Origin of the sequence: Streptomyces sp. NPDC059696 (assembly GCF_042733745.1) — a bacterium.
In the GTDB taxonomy this organism is placed as follows: Bacteria; Actinomycetota; Actinomycetes; order Streptomycetales; family Streptomycetaceae; genus Streptomyces.
On record NZ_JBHWFG010000036.1, the window covers coordinates 40,122 to 62,730 of the forward strand.

The window sequence follows — 22,609 nt, forward strand, 5'->3', positions numbered from 1 at the left end:
CGTCGTACAGCCGGACAGCGGCGGAAAACCGCAGTTCCAAACCGTTTCGGGAACGTCAACGACCCTAGGAACAGGCACGCAAGCAGGAGGCCAGGGAGCGGCCAGGAAACCGGTAAGAAACGACCAACCTTCCAGGACGACGCGCTACTCGATCACGTCCCCCGACGGCAACCTTCCGCCGCCCGCCGGCTGCAGACCCAAAACGAGAGTGCGCAGGCGAGGTTGTCGGGAAGAATGGCCGCCATGACGTCCGAAGGCTCCTCCATCGACCCGGCAAAGCCCAGCATCGCCCGCGTCTACGATTATCTGCTGGGCGGCAAGGACAACTATGCCGTGGACCGCGAGATCGGCGACGTGTTCAAGCGTGACCTGCCCGGTTCGGTGGCCATCGCCTACGCCAACCGCGCGGCCCTGACCCGGGCGGTCGGACAGATCGCGAAGACCACCGGCATTCGGCAGTTCATCGACCTGGGCAGCGGCCTGCCCACCGCGGACAACGTCCACCAGGTCGCGCAACGGCACGCTCCCGAATCCCGTGTCGTCTACGTCGACACCGATGACCAAGTGCTGGTCCACGGCCGCGCGTTGCTGGAGGACAACGACCGGACCCGTGTCATCGGGGTCGACGTACGCGATCCCGAAGGCATCCGCTCTCACCCGGCCACGCGCGAAATCATCGACTTCGAACGCCCCGTCGCCGTCATCCTCAGCGCCATCCTTCACCACGTCAACGACGAGGAGGACCCGGCCGGCATCGTCCGCCACTGGCGGGACCACGTCCCCTCCGGAAGCTACTTCTTCATCAGCCACTTCCGCTCCGGCGACAATCCGGAGACCGAGGAGGCCGAGAAGGTCCTTCAGCGGACGTTCGGCCGCGGCCGGTGGCGCACGGACGCGGAAATCGCCGCCCTGCTGGACGGCCTGGAGATCCTCGACCCCGGGATCGTCCCCGCCCCCTTGTGGCGTCCTGACGAAACCGACAACCCCTGGAGCGGCGGCGAAGGACGGGAGCTCACGGTCTGGGAACACCTCATCGTCGCCGGACTGGCCCGAAAAGGCCACAGGTGATTTCCGGACGGCAGGCGCCGGGCCCAGCGCACGTGACGTCCTCGCCACCGTCGTTCCTGCCCGGCTGACAGCGCACGCACCGCTCCCGCACGGCGGCGACCACTTCACGGATCGCCGCTCCTCGCTGCCATCCCGCCCCGCACACTGCAGGCGGCCGACCTTCCGCTCGCCGGACAGCCAGGGAGCACCGGAAGGGCACCGCTGCCTCCGGCGAACCCGACGGTACCGCCGGGTACGACCGAAAGTTCTGAGCGGTGCCGGAAGATCAGGCCGCGACGAGCTCCCGCTCGCGCTCCGGAGTGTTGACCTTGGACCGCTTGTTCGGCAGCGAGAGCCGGACGACCTTGCGCCACGCGGAGAACACCTGCTTGGGCAGCGGGCCGGTGACGTACTCCAGCTCGTATTTCTCGAACAGTGCGCGCACCTTCACCGCCACCTCGGCGTACCGGTTGCTCGGCAGGTCCGGGAAGAGGTGGTGCTCGATCTGGTGGGAGAGGTTACCGGTCATGAAGTGCATGGCCTTGCTGCCGCTGATGTTCGCCGAGCCCATCATCTGGCGCAGGTACCACTGGCCGCGCGTCTCGCCGTCGATCGACCGGCGCTCGAAGACCTGTACGCCCTCGGGGAAGTGCCCGCACATGATCACCGAGTGGGACCAGATGTTGCGGACCAGGTTGGCCGTGAAGGTGGCGGCGAGTGTGGTGAGGAAGGAGGGGCCCGACAGCAGCGGGTGGATCACGTAGTCCTTGAGCACCTGCTTGCGGATCTTTCGGCCCACGGCCCTGGCCCGCGCGCGGAACTCCGGGTCCTTGCGGCGCTGCTTGCTCAGGTTCTTGCCCAGTTCCAGGTCGTACGCCGCGATGCCGTACTCGAAGAAACAGGCGTTGATGAAGTTCCACAGCGGCTGGCCGAGGTGGACCGGGTGCCACCTCTGGTCCTCGTCGACGCGCATGATGCCGTAGCCGAGGTCGTTGTCCTTGCCGAGCACGTTCGTGTACGTGTGGTGCAGCTCGTTGTGCGAGTGCTTCCACTGGTCGGCCGGCGAGACGTGGTCCCAGTCCCAGGTGGTGGAGTGGATCTTCGGGTCCCGCATCCAGTCCCACTGGCCGTGCAGGACGTTGTGGCCGATCTCCATGTTGTCCATGATCTTCGCCACGGACAGCCCAGCGGTGCCGATCAGCCACGCGGGCGGGAAGAGCGAGAACAGCAGCACCCCCCTGCTGACCAGCTCGAGCTTGCGCTGTGCGGCGATGACCTTACGGATGTAGGCCGCGTCCTTCTCGCCACGGCTGGCGATCACCTCGTCGCGGATCGCGTCCAGCTCGCGACCGAGCTCCTCGATCTGCTCCGCGGTCAGGTGGGCGGTGGGGTCGATGGCGGTCAAGCTGTTCCTACCGTTCGATGTCGCAGGGGCCCGCGGCGGCGGACACACAGGTCTGGATGAGGACACCCGGCTCGGCCTCGGTGATCTCGCCGGTGCGCAGGTCGCGGACGGCGCCGGCCTTGAGCGGTGTGACGCAGCCGAAGCAGATGCCCATGCGGCACCCGGAGGGCATGAGCACGCCGGCCTCCTCGCCGACGTCCAGCAACGGCGTGGCGCCGTCCGCGTCGACACGCTTGCCGGTGGTGCTGAACGTGACCTCGCCACCGTCACCGGCGACGAGGACGCCGGGGCGGAAGCGTTCGGTGTGCAGACGCTCCTGTACGCCGTGCTCGCACCAGTGCTTTTCGGCGGCGTCGAGCAGGCCCGCGGGCCCGCACGCCCACGTCTCGCGCTCGGACCAGTCGGGCACGAGTTCGTCGAGGCGGGCGATGTCGAGCGTGCCGTCGGTGTCGGTGTGCACCTCGGTGAGCCGCAGCTTCCCGGCCGCGACCATCTCGTGCAGTTCGTCGCGGAAGATCACGTCGCGCGGCCGTGGCGCGCAGTGGACCATGACGACGTCGTCGAACTCGGTGTCGCGCAGCATGCCCATCACGGGCGTGATGCCGCTGCCGGCCGTCAGGTAGAGCACCTTGGCGGGCTTGGCCTGCGGCAGCACGAAGTCGCCGGTCGCCTGGTCGAGCTGGATCAGCGTGCCCGGTTGCGCCCTGCGGACCAGGTGATTGCTGACCTTGCCGTCCTCGATCGCCTTCACGGTGATCGTGAAGCGGCCGTCAGAGCGATTCGCCGGTGAAGTGAGCGAGTAGGCACGCCACAGGCGCACCCCGTCGACGTCGACGCCGATCCGCACGTACTGGCCGGCGGTGTGGCCGCGCCAGCCCCGCCCCGGTCTGATCACGACGGTCGCGGCGTCAGGCGTCTCGGGGTGCACGGCCTCGATGCGCCCCCGCAGGTCAGCGCCCGCACGCAGCGGACTGACCAGGTCGAGGTAGTCCGACGGCAGCAGCGGCGTCGTGACCATCTCCAGTAGCTTCCACGCCCTGCTGCGGAGGGCAGTACTCGTCATGGCTCCAGCTTGCTGCGTCTCAGGGCGTAAAGTCCTGACCGTAGGACGTGAAAGTGGTCGGTGGAATTGTTCGCAGGGAATAAAAACATGAGCCATGCAATCCAGAGGGCCAGCGAGCTGGCCCTGGACGAGACGACGGTCACCGCACTACGGGCCACGCTGAAGACCACCGCCGACGAGATCGTCCAGGCGATCATCGACGAGGTGCCTTCCTACACCAACGCCCTGTCCGGCCACATGGGCGCCACCATCCGCCGGGCCGTACGCACCGCCCTGGAGCACTACCTGGACCTCGCGAGCGGGAACGCCACCGGCGGCGACGGCGGTGACGCGGCCTACGAGCTCGGCCGCGGCGAGGTCCGGGACGGCCGTTCGATGGACGCCCTGCTCAGCGCCTACCGCGTCGGTGCCCGCGTGGCCTGGCGATGTCTGGCGGCGGGTGCCGTACCCGCAGGCCTTCCCGCCGCCGACGTCGCCAAGTTCGCCGAGCTGACCTTCGCCTACATCGACGAGCTCTCCGCCGCGAGCGCCGCGGGCCACGCCGACGAACTGGCCGCCCGGGGCAGGGATCACGAACGCCACCTGGAGCACCTGGCCCGCGACCTGCTCGCCGGTGCGAGCCCGGACGTCCTGCTGGCCTCCGCCCAGCGGGCCGGATGGCAGCCTCCGGCTACGCTGACCGCGGTCCTGCTGCCCGCCGCCCAGGCCCGGCCTGCCCGCCGCACGCTGGACCCGGGCACCCTCGTACTCGACGATCTGGCGGACGCCACCGGTGTGCTGCTCGTCCCCGATGCCGACCGACCACATCTCCTACGGCAGCTCACCGACCGGACCGCCGTGGTCGGCCCGCCCCGGCCGTGGACGCGTGCCTGCGCCTCGTACGCACGAGCCGCCCGCGCACGCTCCCTCTCCCCGGACATCCGCGACACCGAGGACCACCTGCCGGAGCTGGTGCTGAGCGCCGACCCGGACGCGTACGCAGACCTGCGCGCCCGAGCCCTCGCACCGTTGCAGACCCTGCCCGACGCGACCGCACGGCGACTGGAGGAGACGCTGCGGGAGTGGCTGCTGCACCAGGGCAGGCGGGACGAGGTGGCGGCGGCGCTGTTCGTCCATCCCCAGACCGTCCGGTACCGCATGTCGCAGCTGCGGGAACTGTTCCCGGATCTCGCATCCCCCCACCGCGTCCTGGAACTGACACTGGCGGTCGGTCTCCCGGCCGGCTGAGGCATACGTGGACCGCCCACGAGCGCGTTCGCGCCCACGTTGGCGTCCGGGTCCGCGACCGCGACCGCGAGCGGTACGGGGATCGCGTCCCGATCTCGGTGCCATCACCTGTCTCACACTGTCCGGCGAAGCGCGGTACGGATACGACTGCCGCTCGTGGGCATCACATGTGGTGGCTGGGCCCGGTCTGCGGCACTCACTGTTGCGCAGGGGAGGCGAGTGGGGGGTGGTCGAGCACGCGGGGCTTGTACTCGACCAGCTGGATGCGGCCGTCGAAGGTGCGGTGGTCGGTCATCTCGAGGGCGACGTCCGGGTAGCCGTCGTAAATGCGTTCCGCACCGGTGGCTCCGGTGATCACCGGGAACATCACGACCCGGAAGCGGTCGACGAGTCCGGCTCGTAGCAGGGACCGGCACAGGCTGAGGCTGCCGATGGTGCTCAGAAGGCCCGGTCCGCTCGCTTTCATGGCACGGACCGCTTCGACGGCGTCGTCGCGGACGAGGGTGGAGTTGGCCCACGTCAGTGGCTCCTCGAGTGAGGAGGAGAACACCACCTTGGAGGCCTGTGTGAGCTCGTTGACGGACGCCTCTTCTTCGGGCCGGAAGTCGTCTTGGCCTTCGGGGACCTCGCCTGCGGCGAAGCCGGACATCAGACGGTAGGTGTTCGCTCCCATCAGGTAGGTGACCTCGGGCTGCTGGCCGAGCCACGCGAGGTACTCAGGGCCCTCCAAGCCCCAGAATCCGGGCCATCCCTCACCTGATGCGTAGCCGTCGAGGGAGGTGATGAAGTCGATGAGCAGTTCCGGCATGGCGGTGTCCTTTCCGGGGGTGTCAGGAGCTTGGACCGGCCGGGTGCCGCAAACTCATCGAGGTTCGGGGTTCTGGCCGCCGGCCCTCGTGCCTCCTGGCTTGGCGCCGAGCGCGCCCTGGAGCAACTCGGCCTGTGATCGCCCTCAGTTGCGCATCCGCCCTGTCCCCGACCTCGATCTTCGTACGCGTGTTTGATGTGGCGGATAGGGGTCAAGCGCATGCCAGGCCTGCCTCCCGAAGGGGCAGGTCCAGCAGCTTCATGCGGGGAAACGACACGGGTGACGAGGGGTGAACGCGATGACCGTCGCGACGCAGCAGGGTGGTGGGGGCGGTTCCAGCGGCCTCTACGACGTTCTTGAGCTCATCCTCGACCGTGGGCTGGTGATCGACGCGTTCGTACGCGTCTCACTCGTAGGCATCGAGATCCTCAAGATCGATATCCGGATCGTGGTGGCCAGCGTGGACACGTACCTGCGCTTCGCCGAGGCGTGCAACCGTCTCGATCTGGAGGCGGGACCGCGCAAGCCGGCCGGGCTCACCGAGCTCGCGGGGAAGATCACCGAGTCCGGTGCCCGCGGCAAGACCAAGGGTGTCCTGTCCGGTGCTGCGGAGACTGTCGCCGACGCGTTCCAGCAGGCCCGGGACGAAGGCCGCAAACGTCAGGCAGGACGCGGCCGTTCATAGAGCCGTACAGAAAACAGCGGCGACCACGCCGGGGCATGCACCGTGACGCGGCCATGATTGCACCGTCCCCGCCTTCGGCCTTCGGCCTTGGTCTTCGGTCTTCGGCCTTGGTTCTTCGGTCTTCGTCTCGGCTGGTCGGCGCACCTTCTCAGGATGGGCGTCGCGGCAGTGGGACTGCTCGCGGCGGCCTCCTGGGGGAGTCGACCAGTTGACACTTCCGCCGTTAACGTGTCGGTCCACCGAGAGTCCCACGGTGTCCCTGCCCGCCGCCGAGTTCGGAGTTTTCCAGGCTGTGCTTTTCGATGTCACCCGCAGCGAACTCGTCGGCATCTTCGGCGAGGACCGGATCGCGACCCTGCCCGCCACCGCCTTCCCGCCTGCCGCCGCGGGCACCGCGGGCGCCCGCCTCCTGCAGACCGTCGGCGCCCCCACCGGGACACTCCTGCTGCGCCGACCAGACGAGGACGACGGCGTGCTGCCCCTTGTGCGGCAGGTCGTGCACATCGAGGACTTCGAAGACGCCGCGGAGGGCGCGGGCGCCTGGCCTGTCGTCGGCTGGCTGCTCAATGCGCACCTCGCTCTCGATCCCGTATCGGGCACCGTGCACGCCTTCGACCCCGATGAGGAAACCGTGCGGGAACTCCACACGGACGTCTCGTCACTGATCCAGGTAGCCCTCCGCTTCCAGCGCCTGCTGGAGGAGTTCGCGTTCAGCGGTGACGAGGAGGCCGACTTCGAGCGCCTGGACGGCGAGGTCGATCGCATCCGTGAGGAGATCGGCAGCATGGATCCCGTCCCCTTCGAGGACGAGGAGAGCGTCTGGTCGGTGGTGGGCGACGAGATCGCCATGGGCCAGCGCTTCAAAGGCAGCAGCCTGGCGGCCCGTTCCCTGTCCGGGTGACCGCTGACCGACGCCGCCCAAGCACAGCGCGGTCTGCCGCGGAACACAGGCCGGCGCCCCACGACGAGCCTCACAAGCCTGACCGACCAGCTTCCAGCTCCGCCTGACCCCGGCTGGCGGGCGCATCGTGTATGAGGCGCTGAACTCTTCCCGCGTCGGCTCAGACGCCCATGGAAGCCATCTCGATGGGTGAGCGATAGTTGGCGGCGGCGGTGACCACGCAGGCGCGATACGTCCGGTTGTCCTTGACCGCGAGAAAGTAGTCGCGCAGGTTCTTCCAGTAATTGACCAGGTAGCCGAGTCCGGGGACGAAGCCGGGCGGCCGCGGCACGAGAGCGAACGCTTGGCTGCACCGGAGGATCTCTCCGGTGGCGGTCGACAGGACGTCGGCCACGTCCGCGTTCATGTTCCAGCCGGCCGCGAGTGTGGGGCTCCATATCGCACCGGCCACTTCTCGCAGTTTCTCCTGCTCCTCGGGCGTCGGGTCGCTCAGAGCGCCTCGTGTCACCGCCGGCGATTCCCGGGCCGGCATACCGCCGTGCGCTACCGCGGGAGGTGCTGCCATGGCCGCTGCGATGGCGACCGCCGACAACATGACCACGGCTGCTGAACCTCTGCGCGTGCTCTTGCCCGTCTTCACCATGGTGTCCTCTCAGTCGAGTGATGCCCCCAGTGCGAGGGCGGTCCGAAGGTCGCATGAGCGAACCGCAGGGGTCAACGGCGGCAATTCGCCACGAAGCACGGCACCTGGCGTGAAGCATCAATCGCCGGGCGGGGGAGTGTGGGAACCCCCGGTCGTTGCCGGGCGCCCTTGAGGCGAGTGCCGTAGGGGGCGGACGATGCTTCTCCACGGTGCCTGTGCGCCACGGGGTGAGGGAGAGACGTATGGCCGTCGGACGGGGGAAGGATGTCCTGGAGGCATCGCAGGTGCGGATCCACTCGGCCGCCGGCGGGATCGTGGGGGCGGGATTCCTCATCGCTGCCGACCTGGTGTGCACCTGCGCCCATGTCGTGGCCCGGGCCGTCCGGGTGCCGAATGACGTGGAGCGAGCGCCCGACCGGCCGGTGGACCTCGACTTCCCACTGCTGGACGGCCGTCCCCGGGCCCGGGCGACCGTGGTGTCCTGGCGGCACGGCGGGGCGGACGTCGCGTTGCTGCGCCTGGACGCACCCGTGGCGGGGGCCCGCCCGGCGTCGCTCGTGGACGGCACCGGCGTGTGGGGGCACACCTTCCGGGTGCAGGGCTATCCGGTCGGCGCCGACCACGGCAAGTGGGCCTCGGGCACCCTGCGGGCCGGACAGGGCCTGGGCTGGACCCAGATGGAGGCGCACGAGCCGGGGCCGGTGATCGCCGAGGGGTTCAGCGGAGCCCCGGTCTGGGACGACGCCCAGGACGGCGTCGTCGGCATGACGGTCGCGGCGGACCGGGGCGACCGGACCGCGTATCTGCTGCCCTCGGCCGACCTGGTCGACGAGCGGACCGTGCCGCCGCGCTGCCCGTATCGCGGGCTCGCGCCCTTCACGGAGGACGACGCGGAGTTCTTCCACGGCCGGGACGAGGACACCGCCCGGGTGCGCGCCGCCGTGCGCGGACGGCCGATGACGCTGGTGGCGGGGCCGTCGGGGTGCGGCAAGTCCTCCCTCGTACGGGCAGGTGTGCTGCCCGGGTTACGGGACGACGGCATGAGCGTGTCCGAGCTGCGGCCGGTGCCGGGGGTACGGGCGTCCGCGGTCGTCGCCCGGGCGCTGACCGGCGTCCTGGAGCCGCGGCTGGGCGAGGTCGACCGGCTCGTCAAGGCCGAGGAGCTGGCCGGACTGCTGGAAACAGGCCCCGACGTGCCCACCGAGCTGCGCGCAAGGGTCCTCGCCCACGCGGGAAGCGCCGGGCACGTCCTCTTCGTCGACCAGCTGGAGGAATACGCGAGCGCGGAACCGCAAGCCGCGCGTGACCTCCTGGGTGTGCTCGCCGCGCTGGCGGGCCGACAGGACGGTGCGGTGCTGCGGGTGGTCGCCACCGCGCGGCCCGACTCCCTCGACACGCTGGTGACGACCGGGACCTCCGACCTGCTCAGCGACGCCGTGCAGTTCCTCGCCCCGCTGGCCGACGAGGACCTTCGGCGTGCGGTGACGGCACCTGTCGATGCCGTACCGGGGCTCTGGTTCGAACCCGGTCTGCCGGAGCGGATCGTCGCCGACGCCGGCGCGGAGCCCGGGCGCATGCCGCTGGTCCAGTTCGCCCTGACCGAGCTGTGGCAGCGCCGCACCCGGTCGATGCTCACCCACTCCGCCTACGACGAACTCGGCGGTGTGGCGGGCGCTCTCGTCACCTACGCGGACCGCGCCCTGGCCGAGCTGACCGGAGCCCGCCAGGAGCGCGCGCGGCGCCTGTTCGTGCAACTGGCCCGGCCGGCGGACGGCGACACCTTCACCCGCAGGCCTGTCCGCACGAGCGACCTGGCGCCCGAACTCCTCGTCCTGGCACGGGAGCTGGCACCCGGCAAACTGGTCGTCCTCTCCCGCCCACCCGGAGGTGCCGAGCGCGACGAGATCGTGGACCTCGCGCACGAGGCGCTCACCAGGCTCTGGCCACGCCTGAGGGAATGGCTCGTCGCGTCCCGGGACTTCCGCCGCTGGCAGGAACAGCTCCGGGCCGACCTGCACCGGTGGCAGACCCAGAACCGGGAGCCCGCCCGGCTGCTCAGCGGATCCGACCTTGCGGAGGCCACCCGCGCACTGACCGAGCACCCCGAGGACATCTCCGCAGGCGAGCGCGCCTACATCCTGCTCAGCCGCCGCCACGCCCGGCGGGGCACGCGCCTGCGGCAGAGCGCCGTCGCGGCCCTGGCCGTCCTCACGGTCCTCGCCATCGTCCTGTCGATCTCCACCTGGCACAGCCTCAGGACCGCCGAGCAGCAACTGCGTACTCAGGCAGCCGGCCTTCTCGCCCGGCTCTCCCAGGACCGCCCGGCCACCGACCCCACCACCGCGCTGCAACTCGCCCTGGCCGGATGGAGGACCGAACAGACCCCGCAGACCCGGCAGGCGCTGCTGCAGCAGTACGCGCGAGGGCAGTACCTGGTGGGCAGCCATCCATCGGTGTGGCGGGGACGGGTCACCGGCATGGACGCCACCCCGGACGGCCGTGTCCTGGTCGTGCAGTCGAAGCCCGGGGGCGGCGACCGGCCGACGATGACCGTGGTCACCGGGGCACTGCACGGCAAGCCGAGGGCACGGGGACAGCTGACCGGTGTCCCGGAGGGGAAGCTGCTGACCGCCCTGAGCCCCGACGGCCGCCACTTCGCCGCAACAGCCGGTGAGGAGGTGCGGCTGTGGCGGCTGAGCGACCCCGGGCATCCCCTCACCCTGGAGCCCGCCGACCACGAACTGCCCGAGGACGCCGGTGGCGCACTGGATTTCAGCAGCGACGGCACACGGCTGCTGCGCACGACGGACGACCACGGCATCCCGTGCGCCAACGGCGAACGGCGCTGCGTCCCCGCCTTCATCGAAGCCTGGCACGTCCCCTCCGGGGCCCGCATCCCCCTGCCGGACGGCCTGCTTCCCGAGACCGGCCTGAACGAGGCCGCGTTCACCTCCGATGCGCGGACCCTCGCGACGGTCAGCTACACCCACGACGAGCTGCGCCAGCGCATCGAGGTCCGCGACCTCACCACCGGCCGCCTCCGGCATGCCTCCACCACCTCGGACCTGGGTGGCGCTCTGCTGCGCGACGGCGGTGAACTCCTGATCAGAACGCAGATCGGGAAACCGTACGCGCAGCGACTCGGCAGGGCACCCGGCCCCAGGACCGCACTGCCGGGTGACGTCGGCACGGCGGACGCGACGGCGCGCTACGGTGTCGCCCTCGGGGCGGACAACGACGAGGCCGGTTACACCGAGGTGACGCTGACCGACCTGCGCACCGGCCGGTCCTACCGCACGCGCGTGCCCACCGGGGGCGAGGGCACCGCCTACAGCGGCGTCGCGGCTTTCCCGCGCACCGGGGGCGGGCTGACCGTCCTCGTGCCCGTCGGCACGGCCTTGCTGGCCGTGCGCGCACAACCGGCCGGCAGCGCGCGGTTCTCGGAGGACGCGGGGAAGTACAGCCTCTCGCCCGACGGGCGCTACATCGCCCTGGCCACCGACCGGCGCCTGGAGGTCCTCGACGCCTCCCGCACCCGCCACCGGGCGGTGTCGTTGCCGCCTCCTCCCGAGGGCGTGGACTGGATGCCTCTGTGGACGGCCGACTCGCAGCGGATCGTGGTGTGGGGTCGGCAGGGCAACCTGCAGGGGTCCTATCCCGTGCGGGACCTCGGCGACGGTGTACCGCTCGACGACGTCCTGCCGAAGGCGAAGGCACTGGACCGGGTCATGGCCACGCAGGGCGGCGAGGTGGACGCGGTCACCGCCCTGCAGGGCGGTGAGATCGCTCTGCTGACGGTGGAGGGCAGACTCGTCCGCGTCGACGCGGCGGACGGCACCGTGCTCACGCGGCCCTTCCTGGCCCACCCGGCACCCAACTGGAGCGGCGGCGGCTTCGACAGGCAGATCTTCGCGCGCGGCCAGATCGTGGGCCGCCCGGGCCACCCCGGGCAGGTCGCCGCGATCACCCGGACGGGCACCCTGACCGGCGAGATCCTGCTGTGGGACGTCACCGTTCCCCGGCGTATCACCACACTGCCCGGCCGGGCCGTCAGCGTGCCGTTCAGCACCTCCTACGTCACAGGACCGCTCGCCTTCGACGCGGACGGCTCACGCCTTGCCGTGCAGAACACCGACGGACAGGTCCGCACCTGGGACGTCGACCGCCGCAGGACCCTGCACGGCGGCGCGCCCGCCACGGGCAACGACGCCCTGATCGGGTTCGGCCCGGGGCACAGCGTCGTGACGTCCGTGTTCAGCAAGGACGTGGTCCGGATCCACGACCTGACCGGCGACGACGCCTCCGGAATGCTGCCGGTCGCCGACGGCGACTGGGTGACCGGCTCCGTGCGCGACCATCGCCTCACCGTCGACACCGGCACCCTGCGCCAGACGTTCGACCTGCGCCCCGACGAGCAGTTCCGCACGCTGTGCGCCGCCGCCGCGCGTGACTACACCGACGCCGAGAAAGAGCTGCTGCCCGAGGGGACGCCGGCGGAACCGCCGTGCGACTGAACGCCGCGGCCGGGGCGCTCTGCCGTAGGCAGGGTCACATCCCGTCTCGACATCACCTACAAGACCCTCTCCCTGCCCGGCGACCCCGACCAGACCCTCTTCGTCTACGCCGGCAAGACCGGCGACCTCGAAGAACGCGGGCCTGGTGGGGTCGGCCTAGCATGGGGCTGAAGGGCCGGCCGTGTACCGGGAGCCTGGAGGCGATGTGGCATGAGCGTGGACTGGCAGCTCAGGCAGTCAGGACCGGCCGACGGTCGCGACACCGTGCTGTTGCTGCCCGGCGGCATGTGCAGCGCGGGCTCCTACGCGGAGGTGATGGCGCAGCCCGGCCTGGCAAGGCTGCGGCTCGTCGCCGCGACGCTGCCCGGCCAGGCGGGCGCACCTCCGCCGGACGAGTACAGCGTCGAGCGGTACGCCGAACTCACCGCCGCCCTCGCCACCGAGGTCGGCGCCGATGTCGTCGTCGGGTTCAGCATGGGTGCCGTCGTCGCGCTGGAGATGGTGGTCTCCGGGGTGTTCACCGGGCCGACGGTGCTGCTCGCCGTCAGCATGTCGCCGGCGGACGAACCGGCCTTCTTCCGCGCCCTGGTGCGGGCCGGCGATGCGCTCGGCGGCGTGCCGGCCGCGGTGCTCGCCAAGGGCGCGGCGGCGATGGTCGGTAAAGTCGACCTGCCCGCCGAGCGCCGGGATGAACTGCGGGCCGACTTCGCGAGGAACGTACCGCGCCACCAGCAGCCGGCTCTGCGCGCGTACCTGCGGTGGCTGCACCGGCACGAACAGCGGGCCGAGCGGCTGTGCGCGGCGGGTGTCCCGACCTGGGTCGTGCACGCGGAAAAGGGGGACGGCGGGCTCACCGCGCAGGAGCGGCGCGTGCTCGAAGCGTGCCCGCACATCCGGGTGGTGACGATCGCGGGCGCGGTGTTCTTCCTTCCCAACGAGATCCCCGAGCGCGTGGCCGACCTCATCGCAGAGGCGGCCGCCCACGTACGGCGCTGACCCCGGCGCTGTGTTCCTCCGAGCCTGACCAACTGGCTCAGCCTGGAGGGACCTTGACGTAAGACGGCCTCCGGCACCCCTGCCGGCCATGCCGGGCCAGGGCCTTGAACTCGACCGCCGGAGGGTGCCCTCCCTTTCGTCCCAGGTGTTCAGCCTCGGGAGCGACCTCGCCCATATCGTGCCGGAAGCGCGCCGGCGGCACGCGCAACGTCGGCGGCGCCGGCCTGCCCGGACCGCGTCGGCCTGTCCGGCGTCCTCGGCACCCGCCCGTGAGCCACACACCCTGGCCCGTCCGCTACACGAGCATCAATCTCAATTCTCCCTCAAATCACTACCCGCAAGTAACAACTGAGTCGCTATGTGTGCTTACATCTCCTTCACACGACACGCGGGGGAAACGCAGCATGTGTCCGAGGTGGGGGAATCCTCGGTGCCGGGCCCGTCCCTGTTGCCCTCCTCGCGGTGTCACAGACGACCGACCAACACGGGGAGCAATGAAGCACCGCCTCACCCTCAAGCTGGCCGCCCTGACCACGGCCCTCTCGGTTCTGCTGACCGGCGGAGCGACCGCCGCCTCGGCGGCGACCACGGCATCGGCGAAGAAGCCGATGACCACGTGCGACAACACGCCCCTGGACAAGCGGCTGACGTGTCTCGCGAAACTCGGCCGCGTCTCCATCTACGGGATACCGGTACTGCTGATCGTGGCCCACGGCACGCACGCCGCCACGAACGAACACCGGGACGACGCCTTCTTGAAGGCCGACGTCGAAAAGCACATCAACCAGTACGTGGACCTCCTCTCGGCCAAGGCGCGCCTCACCTCGAGCGACAACCTGTCGCCCCAGACCAAAGCAGAGATCAAGAAGCTGGAGGACCAGGCTGAGAAGAAACTGCGCGAGATCACCCTGGAACTCGGACACGGCATCGAGACGGCCGTTGCCCTCGGCCGCGCCGTCTACTACGGCATCATCGCGATCAACGCCATCGCCGACTTCATCACGGACCCGGAACTGAACAAGGCCCTTGACGACATCATCAAGGGGTTCAATCAGATGAACTCCGGTCTCGACAAGATGAACTCCGCTGTCGCAGACGTCAACAAGGCCCTTGACCAGATGAACAAGGGTATCGACAAAGCCAATGCCGGCATGCAGAAGGCGAACGAGGGGATCGCCGAGGCCAACCGGGGGATGGCGGAGCTCAACAAAGCGGTTCCGCAGATCGCCAAGGCAGCCCAGAAACTCCGGGAACTCCCCACGATCGGCAAGATCGACTTCTCCGAGGCTCTCAAGGACTTCGGCAAGGGCGGCAGCTCTCCGCTCGAAGACGCGGCGCAGAAGGCCATGACCTCCGCCCTGCTGGACTTGCTGCCGGGTATCGGCGACGGCAAGGGCATCATCGAGGCGATCACCGGTGAAGGCACCGTCACCGGCGAAAAGCTGAGCCCGACCGAACGGCTGCTCGGCTCGGTGATCTTGCTGCGCTGGATGAAGGCGGGCAAGGGCGCGATCAAGGCCGAGGAGCTCAGGGAGGCCATGAAGGCCGAGAAGGCCACGGGCAAGATCGACGGCTGGCTGTCGCGCCAGGCTTACGACAAGGTTCCCCCGTCGCTCAAGGAATTCGAGCAGGTCAACAGCAAGGGCGTCGGCTACCGCTGGAACGACGGCAAGGGCAACGGGGTCCGAATCGACCAGGGGAATGCGAACAACTCGCAGGTCTATCAGCAGGTCGACCATGTCGTCATCAACTCGGGCGGCAAGGTCATCGGCCGCGACGGCAAGCCCATCAGCGGCTCCATCAAGGACAATGCGCGGGCAGCCCACATTCCCCTGGACGAATGGCTGAAGTGGAAGGCCTGGAACAAGCCGTGACAGCACGACATGACATCACGCTCCCCGACATGCGCGCGGAGATCATCGCATCCGTCCGTGCTCTGGCGGATCCGGCGTATCAGCAGCGTGTATGGGTCGACCGAGAGTACCCGTCGGCGGACTACTACGACGACCTCACGCTTACCGTCAACATCCTCTACGACGACACCACGGTGCTCGCGGACCCGCGGGCCGCGCTCGGCAGGACCCTGGCCAGCGATGCGGAGGTCGAGGCCATGAGCAAACTGGCCGGCGAACTGACCCGTGCTCTGGACGAGGTCGGCCGTGACCAGCCGGACGAACGGTTCCTGGCCTCCCCTGCCTGGCCCTCCGTGGTGGACGCCGCGTCAGCCGCTCTGGAGGTGCTGACGGCCGGGTAGGTGAGCAAGCCACGCCGGGCCGCACGCGCGGCGGGCGGCCGCGCCCACCGCCGGTAGTGCCACCACCTGTCGGTGACGCGGGTGAACGTCACCGCGTTCTCGCTCAGGCGGCATGCCTGTCCATCGGTGGCGACGCCACGGTCCGACCGGGACCGTGGCAGCGGGCAACCGCCCGCGCTCACAGCCCCTTCCGGCCTCGTCCGGGCGGACGGTTCGGCGCCGACCGCGGGCAGGGGGCGGCCGATTGCATCAGCCGCCCCCTCGACCCGCTCAGGCTGGTCTACGGAATGTAGCCGTAGTCCAGTTGACCGGTCAGTCTCGTCCTGTCGTCCTTCAGGGACAGCACAAGCGTGCGTGCGAGGGTGCCGCCGAAGCGGGTCCCGCCGTCAGCCGTCGGCACGGTGTCGATGAAGCTCTCCACCAGCCCGTTGGGCATCACGTAGTGCGAGTACTGCTGCGTCGGGGCGTCCTCGGGGTTGCCCAGCACCAGCGCACTGCCGTTGAGCGGCCGGTAGCCACCGCGCAGCCCCGGGCCGACGAACCCGTAGAGGCCGTCCCAGCCGCTCAGCCCCGGCGCGAACGTGAACTTGTGGCTGATCGTGAACAGGTAGTACCTGCCGCCGCGGATGACCAGATGCGGCCGTTCGGTCTGCTGGTTCACGCAGTTGGCCGACAGCAGCGGGGGCTGGAGCTTCCAGTTCTCCATGCGGTCGCCATCGGCCGTGGCCAGCCCGATGTTGCCCGTGTAGTACTTCGCGTCGGCCGGCACCTCGTGGCCGGCCGGCACGTCACCTATGTCACGGTCGGTGCACCGGTACGTGCCCGCCGTACCGCCCGTGTTGCCCTCGAACAGCAGGTGGACCCTGCGATCCCGCGGATCGCGGAAGACGAACGGGTCGCGGAAGGCGTAGATGATCGGGCCTTGTTGCGACTGTTCGAGGGTCTGATACAGCTTGCCGTCGGCCTGGGCGATGATGCGGTGGTCCTGGAAGCCGGAGAACCATACGCGGTTCTTGTCCGCGTGGATCCTGCCGGTCGCCTGCGCCAGACGCTGCAGCGCGTCGCTGGGGTCGACCCCGCCGTTGTCGCGCCCGGAGGCGGTGTAGAAGGACTGCACCTTGTCGCCGATGAGCGCCGTCGAGCCGGCCCATTCACGTGAGCCGAACGAGGTGCCGGGCCGGAACAGGTCGCCGCCGTACTTCCAGCTCTTGGCGTCACGCGAGTAGAAGTAGCCGATCTTCGCGTACCAGTGCCGGTCGCCGAACGGCACCGAGCGCGGCGCCGTCAGCGAGAAGATGACGTGCCAGCCCTTGTAGGTGGCGGTCCGGGTGTCGAGCTTGGTGAGCGGCCAGGTGTCCCACACCCACACCTTGTCGGTCATCACCGGGAAGTCGGGTGACACGCGAGGGGCGGTGTTGGTCTTGTCCTGCCGCAGTTTCAGGGCGTCCGCGCGGGACCAGACGGCTGTGTAGTCGTCGTCGGCAGTGTACTGCCGTGCGCCCGTCCGGGACGTGTCATGGGGGGAGGCGGAGGCGGGAGTGATGACACCGCTCAACGTCGCGAGGGCTGCCAGACCCGTCGCCAGCCGGAGCAGCACTCGTCTTGCTCTGTACATACGTCACCCTTGGGGGGAGGAGGGAACGAATGGAAGCTGTGGAGCCGGTTCCATGACTGACGGTACCTCAGTTGTAGGCAAATCCAGTGAACTTGTGAGGTGAAGATTCACGTACGAGCAGCGGTCGGAGTCGCGTGGTGGAAGTAAATGGAACCGATCCAACGACGTCTTCGGCGCAACGCCGATCAGGTTCCCGCGGCGGCCGTCGTACGCCGGGGAACGAGCTCCAGTTCCAGCATCTTCTCGATCGAGCCGCCAAGAGGCCGGCCGATGTGCTCCAGCAGCAGGCGCGCGGCGATCCCGCCACTGGTGCGCAGGGGCTGGCGTACCGTGGTCAGCCCTACGTAGGCCGCCACGTCGAGGTCGTCGAAGCCGACCACGGACAGTTCCTGAGGAACCCTCACGCCCGCCGAGTTCGCCGCTTCGATCACCCCCAGCGCCTGAGTGTCGGAACTGGTGACGATCGCGCTCGGGGGCACCGGAAGGGCCAGCAACTCGTCGGTGAGGCGGTGCGCCACCGCGCGGCCGTGGGGTCCGACCCGTACGTACGGCTCCTCCAGCGCGAGTCCGTAGGCCTGCAGCGCCAGCTCGCAGCCCTCGCGACGCCGGGCGCTCGCGTGGAAACGGAAACGGCCGTCGGCGACCTCGCCCATGAACGCGATCCGGCGATGGCCGAGTTGCAGCAGGTGACGCGTCGCCAGCATGCCGCCGCGCACGTCGTCGATCACCACACGGGGAAGGTCCGGGTGCTCGCAGTCCAGCAGCACCGTGGGCAGACCTGCCCGTGCCAGCTGCTCCACGTCGTCGTCGGTGGGAGCGAGCGAGATCGCCAGCAGCCCGTCGAAGCGGTCGCCGCCCGCCGCCGCCCGGTAGCGCTGATCACGCTGATCCGGTGTGGCCACGTCGAGCAGGGTGAGGTCGTGGTCGCTGCCCTGCAGCACGTGTGAGATGCCGCGCAGCCGCTCGACGACCGATGGCTCGGTGGCGAAGGGCGCGATGACGGCGATGCTCTGGGTGCGTCCCGTGGACAGGGCCCGAGCGCGCCGGTTGGGCCGGTAGTCCAGATCCCGGATCACGCGCAGCACGCGCTCGCGGGTGTCCTCGCTGACGTTCCGGCTGTTGTTCAGGACGCGCGACACCGTGCCGACCCCCACGCCGGCCCGGGCCGCGACATCGCCGATGGTCGCCCGTTCTCCCACGGCCGTACAGTACCCGAACTCGCAGATCAGCCTCCTGCCACGCACATCCTCGGTCGCTGGTGCCGGCCGGGCCCGTCAACTGCCCGCTCCTTCGGGCGTCCACCGCTCGCGCGGGGGACCGTCAGAGATCTGCGTCCGGGATGCGTTGCTCTCCCGACCCACGGACGACCAGCCGGGTGGGCACGGTGATGGTGCGGGCCCGGGAGCGGTCGCCGTCGAGCCGGGCCAAGGCGGTGGTGGCGGCGCTGCGGCCGATCTCCTCCGGGTCCTGGGCGACGACGGTGAGGGCCGGCTCCAGCGCCTCGGCGAGGGAGACGTCGTCGAAGGCCACGACGGCCACGTGCTTGCGTTTGCTGCGGGCGAGTTCGGCGACGATGCCGAGCGCCATGATGTTGTTCCCGGCGAACAGGGCCGTGGGGGGATCGGGCCGTTCCAGGAGTCGCGCCGTCACGGCCTCCGCCCCCTGCTGATCGTGCGCGCTGACGACCAGCGAGCGGTCGTAGGGGATGTCGGCTTCCTGCAGGGCGGCCCGGTATCCGGCGAGGCGTTCGCGGCGGGTGTACAGCTTGACCGGCAGGTCGCCGACGAACCCGATACGGCGGTGCCCGTGGGCGATCAGGTGCGCGACACCCTCCTGAGCCCCCGCGCGGTTGGAGCTGACGACGCTGTCCGTGGACAGGCCGACCCCCGGGCGGTCGAGGAAGACGACCGGCAACCCCGCGGTGCGGTGCGCCTTGAGGTCGGAGTGGTCGGCGCCGACGGACGGCACGACGACCAGGACGCTGACACGCCGCGCGAGGAACTGGGCCGTCAAGGCACGTTCGCGCTCGGGGTCGTCGGCGGACGAGCCCATGAGCAGCGTCAGTCCGCGGCCCCGGACGGTGTCCTCGATCCCGCGGGCCACGGCCCCGAAGAAGGGGTTCGCCAGGTCGGGGACGACCAGCCCGACGGTCGTGTCCGGACCGCCGACGCGGATGTTGCGGGCCATGAGGTTCGGCTGGAAACCCAACTCGGCGACCGCGGCCAGTACCTGCTCCCGCGTCCGGGCCGAGACGGGCCCGTCCTCGTTGAGGACTCGGGATACCGTCTTGGCGCTGACACCCACTTCTCTGGCGACATCGGCCAAGGTGGGTCTGCGGCTTGCTGCCATGGAGTAACCGTCTCCTGGATGCTCCCCGGTTCCGGGCCGCGGCCTCGGCCGGAACATGCGGGAGCGGGTTGCGCTGTCAGGTGGCCTGGACTCCGGCGGCCTTCGCGGCCTCGGAATCCGCTACGACAGTATCTCCGGCCTCGTCGACGGTGAGGGCACCCGTCATGATGGCCACCACCTCCGCCATGGAGTAGTCGGACGGCTTGATCACGGCAGCACGCCGGCCCAGCCGGTGGACGTGGATCCGGTCGGCGATCTCGAAGACGTGCGGCATGTTGTGGCTGATCAGAACCACCGGCATGCCCTTGTCGCGGACACGGCGGATCAGGTCGAGGACCTGACCGGACTCCTTGACGCCGAGGGCGGCGGTGGGTTCGTCCATGACGACGACGCTGCGGGCCCAGGCGACCGCGCGGGCCACCGCGACGGCCTGCCGCTGTCCGCCGGAGAGTGTCTCGACGGCCTGGGTCAGCGAGCGCAGGCCGATCTTCAAATCCGCCATGTGCTCGGCGGCCTCCTGGCGCATGCGCTTCTTGTCGAGCATGCGGAAGGCACTGCCGAGGACGCCCGGGCGGCGCAGCTCGCGGCCGAGGAACATGTTCGAGGCGATGTCCATGGACGCCGCCACGGCGAGGTCCTGGTACACCGTCTCGATGCCGTGGGCGCGTGCGCTCTGCGGGCCGGAGAACTGGATCGGCTCGCCGTTCAGGCGTATCTCGCCCTCGTCCGGCACCACCGCTCCGGTGAGCGCCTTGATGAGGCTGGTCTTGCCGGCGCCGTTGTCGCCGATCACGGCGAGGACCTCGCCGGGCAGCAGGTCGAAATCGGCGCCGTCGATGGCGGTGACCTGGCCGTAGCGCTTGACCAGACCGCGAGCCTGAAGGACCGGAGTGGGGGAGGGGGTGGTGGTCATCGGGCCTTCTTCCGGGAGATCTGGTCGACGGTCACCGCGAGGATCACCAGGACGCCGGTGATCAGGGTCTGGTAGATCGAGGCGACGCCCATCAGCTGGAGACCGTTGCGGAAGATGCCGACGATGAGGACGCCGATGAACGTGCCCAGGACCGAGCCGCGTCCGCCGAAGAGGCTGGTGCCGCCGAGGACCACGGCGGTGATGCTGTCGAGGTTGTCGGTCTGCCCGGCCTGCGGATCGCCCACTCCGGTGCGGGAGATGAGCAGCAGGGCGGCGACGCCGTAGAGGAGACCGGCCACGGTGTAGATGCCGATGGTCAGCCGGGAGGTGCGGATGCCGTTCAGCCGGGCCGCTTCCGGGCTGTTGCCCAGCGCGTAGACGTGCCGGCCCCAGCCGGTGCTGCTCAGCGCGTAGGCGAGGAGGAGGAACAGGGCGATGGTGACCAGCGAGCCGTAGGTGATGTCGGTCCTGCCGAGCGGGAAGGTCTGCCCGAGAGCCGTCAGCGGGCCGGGCAGGTTGCTGACCGTCTGCTCCTCGGAGTAGATGTGCGTCAGGGCGAACGCCACGTTGAGCATGCCGAGCGTGACGATGAACGGCGGCAGCGGGATCTTCTGCACGAGCGCACCGTTCAGCATGCCGAAGCCGCCGCAGACGACCAGGCCCAGCGCGATCGCGGCGAGCGGTGGCAGGGAGCCCTCGGCGGCCATCTTCGCGATCACGATGCTGCCGAACGCCATCACCGCTCCGCAGGACAGGTCGATGCCCGCGGTGAGGATGATGAGCGTCTGGCCGATGGCCAGGGTGCCGACGACCATGACCTGCTGGACGATCAGCGAGAAGTTCCCGCCGGTGAGGAACTGGTCGGTGGAGACGGAGAAGAAGACACAGGCCAACAGCAGGGCGATCAGGGGGCCGGTGGTCGGCTGGGTGAGCAGCCTGCGGGCTCTGGTCGGCGCTGTGAGCTCGGCGTACGGCGTGGACGTGGAGGGTGGCGTGGACGTGGCAGTCATGCGAGGTCCTTGTCGGAAGACAGAAGTCCTGATCCGTCCCTTCAGGGCGGCAGGAGGACGAGGAGGCGGCCGTCCCGGACCGGGGAGGAGGGACCGGCCGCCCCGCCGAGGGGTGGCGAACGGTGGCGGCGGGGGCCGGCGGCTCAGCCCCAGCAGTTGTCCAGGCCGTAGGCGGTGTCCTTGGAAGCGGCCCCGTCCTGTGCCTTGTCGGTGATCAGCGTGACGCCGGTGTCGGTGTAGCCCGACGCCTTCTTGCCGTCCTTGGCGTACGTCACGACGGCCTTGACGCCCTCGGCGGCCATCTTCAGCGGGTACTGCTGCGAGGTCGCGGCGATCTTTCCGTCCTTGACGGCCTTGGTGCCGGTGCAACCGCCGTCGACGGAGACGATCAGGACGTCCTTCTCCCGGCCCTTGGCCTTGAGCGCGGTGTACGCGCCCAGCGCGGCGGGCTCGTTGATGGTGTAGACGACGTTGATGCCGGGTTCCTTCTGGAGACAGTTCTCCATCGCCGTCTGGCCCTTCGACTGGTCGCCGCCGGTGTCCTGGGCGCAGGCGACGTCCTTGTCCGTGGCGCCGAAGCCCTTGAGGAAACCGTTGTGCCGCTGGACGCCGACGGACACGCCCGGCGCCAGGTCCAGGGCGGCTATCTTCGCGGTCTTGCCCTTCATCGCGGCCTTGGCGTACTCGCCGATCAGCTCACCGGCCTTGAGGTTGTCGGTGGCGAACAGGGCGTCCACCGCGCTCTGCGGCTCGGTCGGGGTGTCCAGGGCGATGACCAGGACGCCCTTGGCCTTGGCCTTCTCGATGGCGGGCACGATGGCCTTGGAGTCGCTCGGAGTGATCAGGATGCCCTTCACTCCGGCGGCGACCATGTTCTCGATCGCGGTGACCTGCCCGGCGTTGTCACCGTCGAACTTGCCGGCGGCGGTCATGAGTTTGACGCCTTCGGCCTTCGCGGACTTCTCCGCGCCCTCCTTCATCTTGACGAAGAACGGATTGGTGTCGGTCTTGGTGATCAGGCCGACCTTGACGTCGCCCGAGCCGGTGCTCGCGCTGCCCGATCCCGATCCGGATCCACAGGCGGTCAGGGTCAGGGCCGCGATGCCCGTGCACGCGGCGGCTCTGAGGAGGGAGGAGGACGGACGAGAGGTGCGTGACATGAACGACTCCAGCGCGATG

General features: G+C 69.7%; 18 protein-coding genes. 8 read left to right on the forward strand and 10 right to left on the reverse strand.

Going from position 1 to position 22,609, the window contains the following annotated elements; genetic code table 11:
* The first annotated feature begins 234 nt into the window (after nucleotides 1–234).
* Nucleotides 235–1,068 carry an SAM-dependent methyltransferase gene (locus ACFV20_RS30505; RefSeq protein ID WP_385662407.1) on the forward strand — a complete coding sequence of 278 codons (834 nt, stop codon included), beginning with the start codon at nucleotides 235–237 and terminating at the stop codon, nucleotides 1,066–1,068.
* 265 nt (nucleotides 1,069–1,333) lie between these two features.
* Here ACFV20_RS30505 and ACFV20_RS30510 read toward each other — a convergent pair whose 3' ends face one another.
* Nucleotides 1,334–2,452, reverse strand: coding sequence for a fatty acid desaturase family protein (locus tag ACFV20_RS30510; protein WP_385662410.1), 1,119 nt, complete (start codon nucleotides 2,450–2,452; stop codon nucleotides 1,334–1,336).
* Between the two features lie 7 nt (nucleotides 2,453–2,459).
* A complete protein-coding gene (locus tag ACFV20_RS30515) occupies nucleotides 2,460–3,470 on the reverse strand; it encodes a ferredoxin reductase (RefSeq protein WP_385662499.1) in 1,011 nt (336 codons plus the stop codon).
* A gap of 132 nt (nucleotides 3,471–3,602) precedes the next feature.
* On the opposite strand from ACFV20_RS30515, the gene ACFV20_RS30520 reads away from it, so the two are divergent.
* A complete protein-coding gene (locus ACFV20_RS30520; protein ID WP_385662413.1) occupies nucleotides 3,603–4,742 on the forward strand; it encodes a helix-turn-helix domain-containing protein in 1,140 nt (379 codons plus the stop codon).
* 196 nt (nucleotides 4,743–4,938) lie between these two features.
* On the opposite strand, the gene ACFV20_RS30525 is transcribed toward ACFV20_RS30520, so the two are convergent.
* Nucleotides 4,939–5,550: a dihydrofolate reductase family protein gene (locus tag ACFV20_RS30525; protein WP_385662416.1), complete on the reverse strand. Its 612-nt coding sequence runs from the start codon at nucleotides 5,548–5,550 to the stop codon at nucleotides 4,939–4,941.
* 298 nt (nucleotides 5,551–5,848) lie between these two features.
* Here ACFV20_RS30525 and ACFV20_RS30530 point away from each other — a divergent pair, with 298 nt between their 5' ends.
* Both ACFV20_RS30530 and ACFV20_RS30535 read left to right on the forward strand, forming a co-directional pair.
* Nucleotides 5,849–6,235, forward strand: coding sequence for a gas vesicle structural protein GvpA (locus ACFV20_RS30530; RefSeq protein WP_385662419.1), 387 nt, complete (start codon nucleotides 5,849–5,851; stop codon nucleotides 6,233–6,235).
* Nucleotides 6,236–6,527: 292 nt separating this feature from the next.
* On the forward strand, nucleotides 6,528–7,136 hold the full coding sequence (locus ACFV20_RS30535) for an SUKH-4 family immunity protein (RefSeq protein ID WP_385662502.1): 609 nt from the start codon (nucleotides 6,528–6,530) through the stop codon (nucleotides 7,134–7,136).
* A 160-nt stretch (nucleotides 7,137–7,296) separates the two neighbouring features.
* Here ACFV20_RS30535 and ACFV20_RS30540 read toward each other — a convergent pair whose 3' ends face one another.
* On the reverse strand, nucleotides 7,297–7,644 hold the full coding sequence (locus ACFV20_RS30540; RefSeq protein ID WP_385662421.1) for a hypothetical protein: 348 nt from the start codon (nucleotides 7,642–7,644) through the stop codon (nucleotides 7,297–7,299).
* A gap of 377 nt (nucleotides 7,645–8,021) precedes the next feature.
* Between ACFV20_RS30540 and ACFV20_RS30545 the strand changes: the two genes are divergently transcribed.
* From ACFV20_RS30545 to ACFV20_RS30560, 4 genes are all read left to right on the forward strand, one after another.
* Entirely contained in the window at nucleotides 8,022–12,293 is a 4,272-nt protein-coding gene (locus tag ACFV20_RS30545) for a trypsin-like peptidase domain-containing protein (RefSeq protein ID WP_385662424.1), read from the forward strand.
* Between the two features lie 210 nt (nucleotides 12,294–12,503).
* A complete protein-coding gene (locus tag ACFV20_RS30550; RefSeq protein WP_385662427.1) occupies nucleotides 12,504–13,289 on the forward strand; it encodes an alpha/beta fold hydrolase in 786 nt (261 codons plus the stop codon).
* A gap of 494 nt (nucleotides 13,290–13,783) precedes the next feature.
* Nucleotides 13,784–15,163 (forward strand): pre-toxin TG domain-containing protein, encoded by a 1,380-nt coding sequence (locus ACFV20_RS30555; protein WP_385662430.1) that lies wholly within the window; start codon nucleotides 13,784–13,786, stop codon nucleotides 15,161–15,163.
* The gene (locus ACFV20_RS30560; RefSeq protein ID WP_385662433.1) at nucleotides 15,160–15,543 is read left to right on the forward strand and encodes a hypothetical protein; all 384 of its coding nucleotides are present in this window, start codon (nucleotides 15,160–15,162) and stop codon (nucleotides 15,541–15,543) included. Before ACFV20_RS30555 ends, ACFV20_RS30560 begins: the two co-directional genes overlap by 4 nt.
* A gap of 280 nt (nucleotides 15,544–15,823) precedes the next feature.
* Here ACFV20_RS30560 and ACFV20_RS30565 read toward each other — a convergent pair whose 3' ends face one another.
* From ACFV20_RS30565 to ACFV20_RS30590, 6 genes are all read right to left on the reverse strand, one after another.
* Nucleotides 15,824–17,158, reverse strand: coding sequence for a glycoside hydrolase family 68 protein (locus ACFV20_RS30565; protein WP_385662436.1), 1,335 nt, complete (start codon nucleotides 17,156–17,158; stop codon nucleotides 15,824–15,826).
* Nucleotides 17,159–17,343: 185 nt separating this feature from the next.
* Complete coding sequence (locus tag ACFV20_RS30570; RefSeq protein WP_385662439.1) at nucleotides 17,344–18,357, reverse strand: LacI family DNA-binding transcriptional regulator; 1,014 nt, start codon at nucleotides 18,355–18,357, stop codon at nucleotides 17,344–17,346.
* Nucleotides 18,358–18,478: 121 nt separating this feature from the next.
* Nucleotides 18,479–19,507: a LacI family DNA-binding transcriptional regulator gene (locus ACFV20_RS30575; RefSeq protein WP_385662442.1), complete on the reverse strand. Its 1,029-nt coding sequence runs from the start codon at nucleotides 19,505–19,507 to the stop codon at nucleotides 18,479–18,481.
* Between the two features lie 76 nt (nucleotides 19,508–19,583).
* Complete coding sequence (locus ACFV20_RS30580; protein ID WP_385662445.1) at nucleotides 19,584–20,420, reverse strand: ATP-binding cassette domain-containing protein; 837 nt, start codon at nucleotides 20,418–20,420, stop codon at nucleotides 19,584–19,586.
* Nucleotides 20,417–21,430: an ABC transporter permease gene (locus ACFV20_RS30585; protein ID WP_385662448.1), complete on the reverse strand. Its 1,014-nt coding sequence runs from the start codon at nucleotides 21,428–21,430 to the stop codon at nucleotides 20,417–20,419. The genes ACFV20_RS30580 and ACFV20_RS30585 overlap by 4 nt, the downstream gene beginning before the upstream one ends.
* A gap of 143 nt (nucleotides 21,431–21,573) precedes the next feature.
* Nucleotides 21,574–22,590, reverse strand: coding sequence for a sugar ABC transporter substrate-binding protein (locus ACFV20_RS30590; RefSeq protein WP_385662451.1), 1,017 nt, complete (start codon nucleotides 22,588–22,590; stop codon nucleotides 21,574–21,576).
* Between the last annotated feature and the right edge of the window lie 19 nt (nucleotides 22,591–22,609).

Bases quoted from the DNA above. Each gene is read 5' to 3' on its own strand.
- ACFV20_RS30505 (WP_385662407.1), top strand. From the start codon at position 235: ATGGCCGCCATGACGTCCGAAGGCTCCTCCATCGACCCGGCAAAGCCC.
- ACFV20_RS30515 (WP_385662499.1), bottom strand. From the start codon at position 3,470: ATGGTCACGACGCCGCTGCTGCCGTCGGACTACCTCGACCTGGTCAGT.
- ACFV20_RS30520 (WP_385662413.1), top strand. From the start codon at position 3,603: ATGAGCCATGCAATCCAGAGGGCCAGCGAGCTGGCCCTGGACGAGACG.
- ACFV20_RS30525 (WP_385662416.1), bottom strand. From the start codon at position 5,550: ATGCCGGAACTGCTCATCGACTTCATCACCTCCCTCGACGGCTACGCA.
- ACFV20_RS30530 (WP_385662419.1), top strand. From the start codon at position 5,849: ATGACCGTCGCGACGCAGCAGGGTGGTGGGGGCGGTTCCAGCGGCCTC.
- ACFV20_RS30545 (WP_385662424.1), top strand. From the start codon at position 8,022: ATGGCCGTCGGACGGGGGAAGGATGTCCTGGAGGCATCGCAGGTGCGG.
- ACFV20_RS30550 (WP_385662427.1), top strand. From the start codon at position 12,504: ATGAGCGTGGACTGGCAGCTCAGGCAGTCAGGACCGGCCGACGGTCGC.
- ACFV20_RS30555 (WP_385662430.1), top strand. From the start codon at position 13,784: ATGAAGCACCGCCTCACCCTCAAGCTGGCCGCCCTGACCACGGCCCTC.
- ACFV20_RS30565 (WP_385662436.1), bottom strand. From the start codon at position 17,158: ATGTACAGAGCAAGACGAGTGCTGCTCCGGCTGGCGACGGGTCTGGCA.
- ACFV20_RS30575 (WP_385662442.1), bottom strand. From the start codon at position 19,507: ATGGCAGCAAGCCGCAGACCCACCTTGGCCGATGTCGCCAGAGAAGTG.
- ACFV20_RS30580 (WP_385662445.1), bottom strand. From the start codon at position 20,420: ATGACCACCACCCCCTCCCCCACTCCGGTCCTTCAGGCTCGCGGTCTG.
- ACFV20_RS30585 (WP_385662448.1), bottom strand. From the start codon at position 21,430: ATGACTGCCACGTCCACGCCACCCTCCACGTCCACGCCGTACGCCGAG.
- ACFV20_RS30590 (WP_385662451.1), bottom strand. From the start codon at position 22,590: ATGTCACGCACCTCTCGTCCGTCCTCCTCCCTCCTCAGAGCCGCCGCG.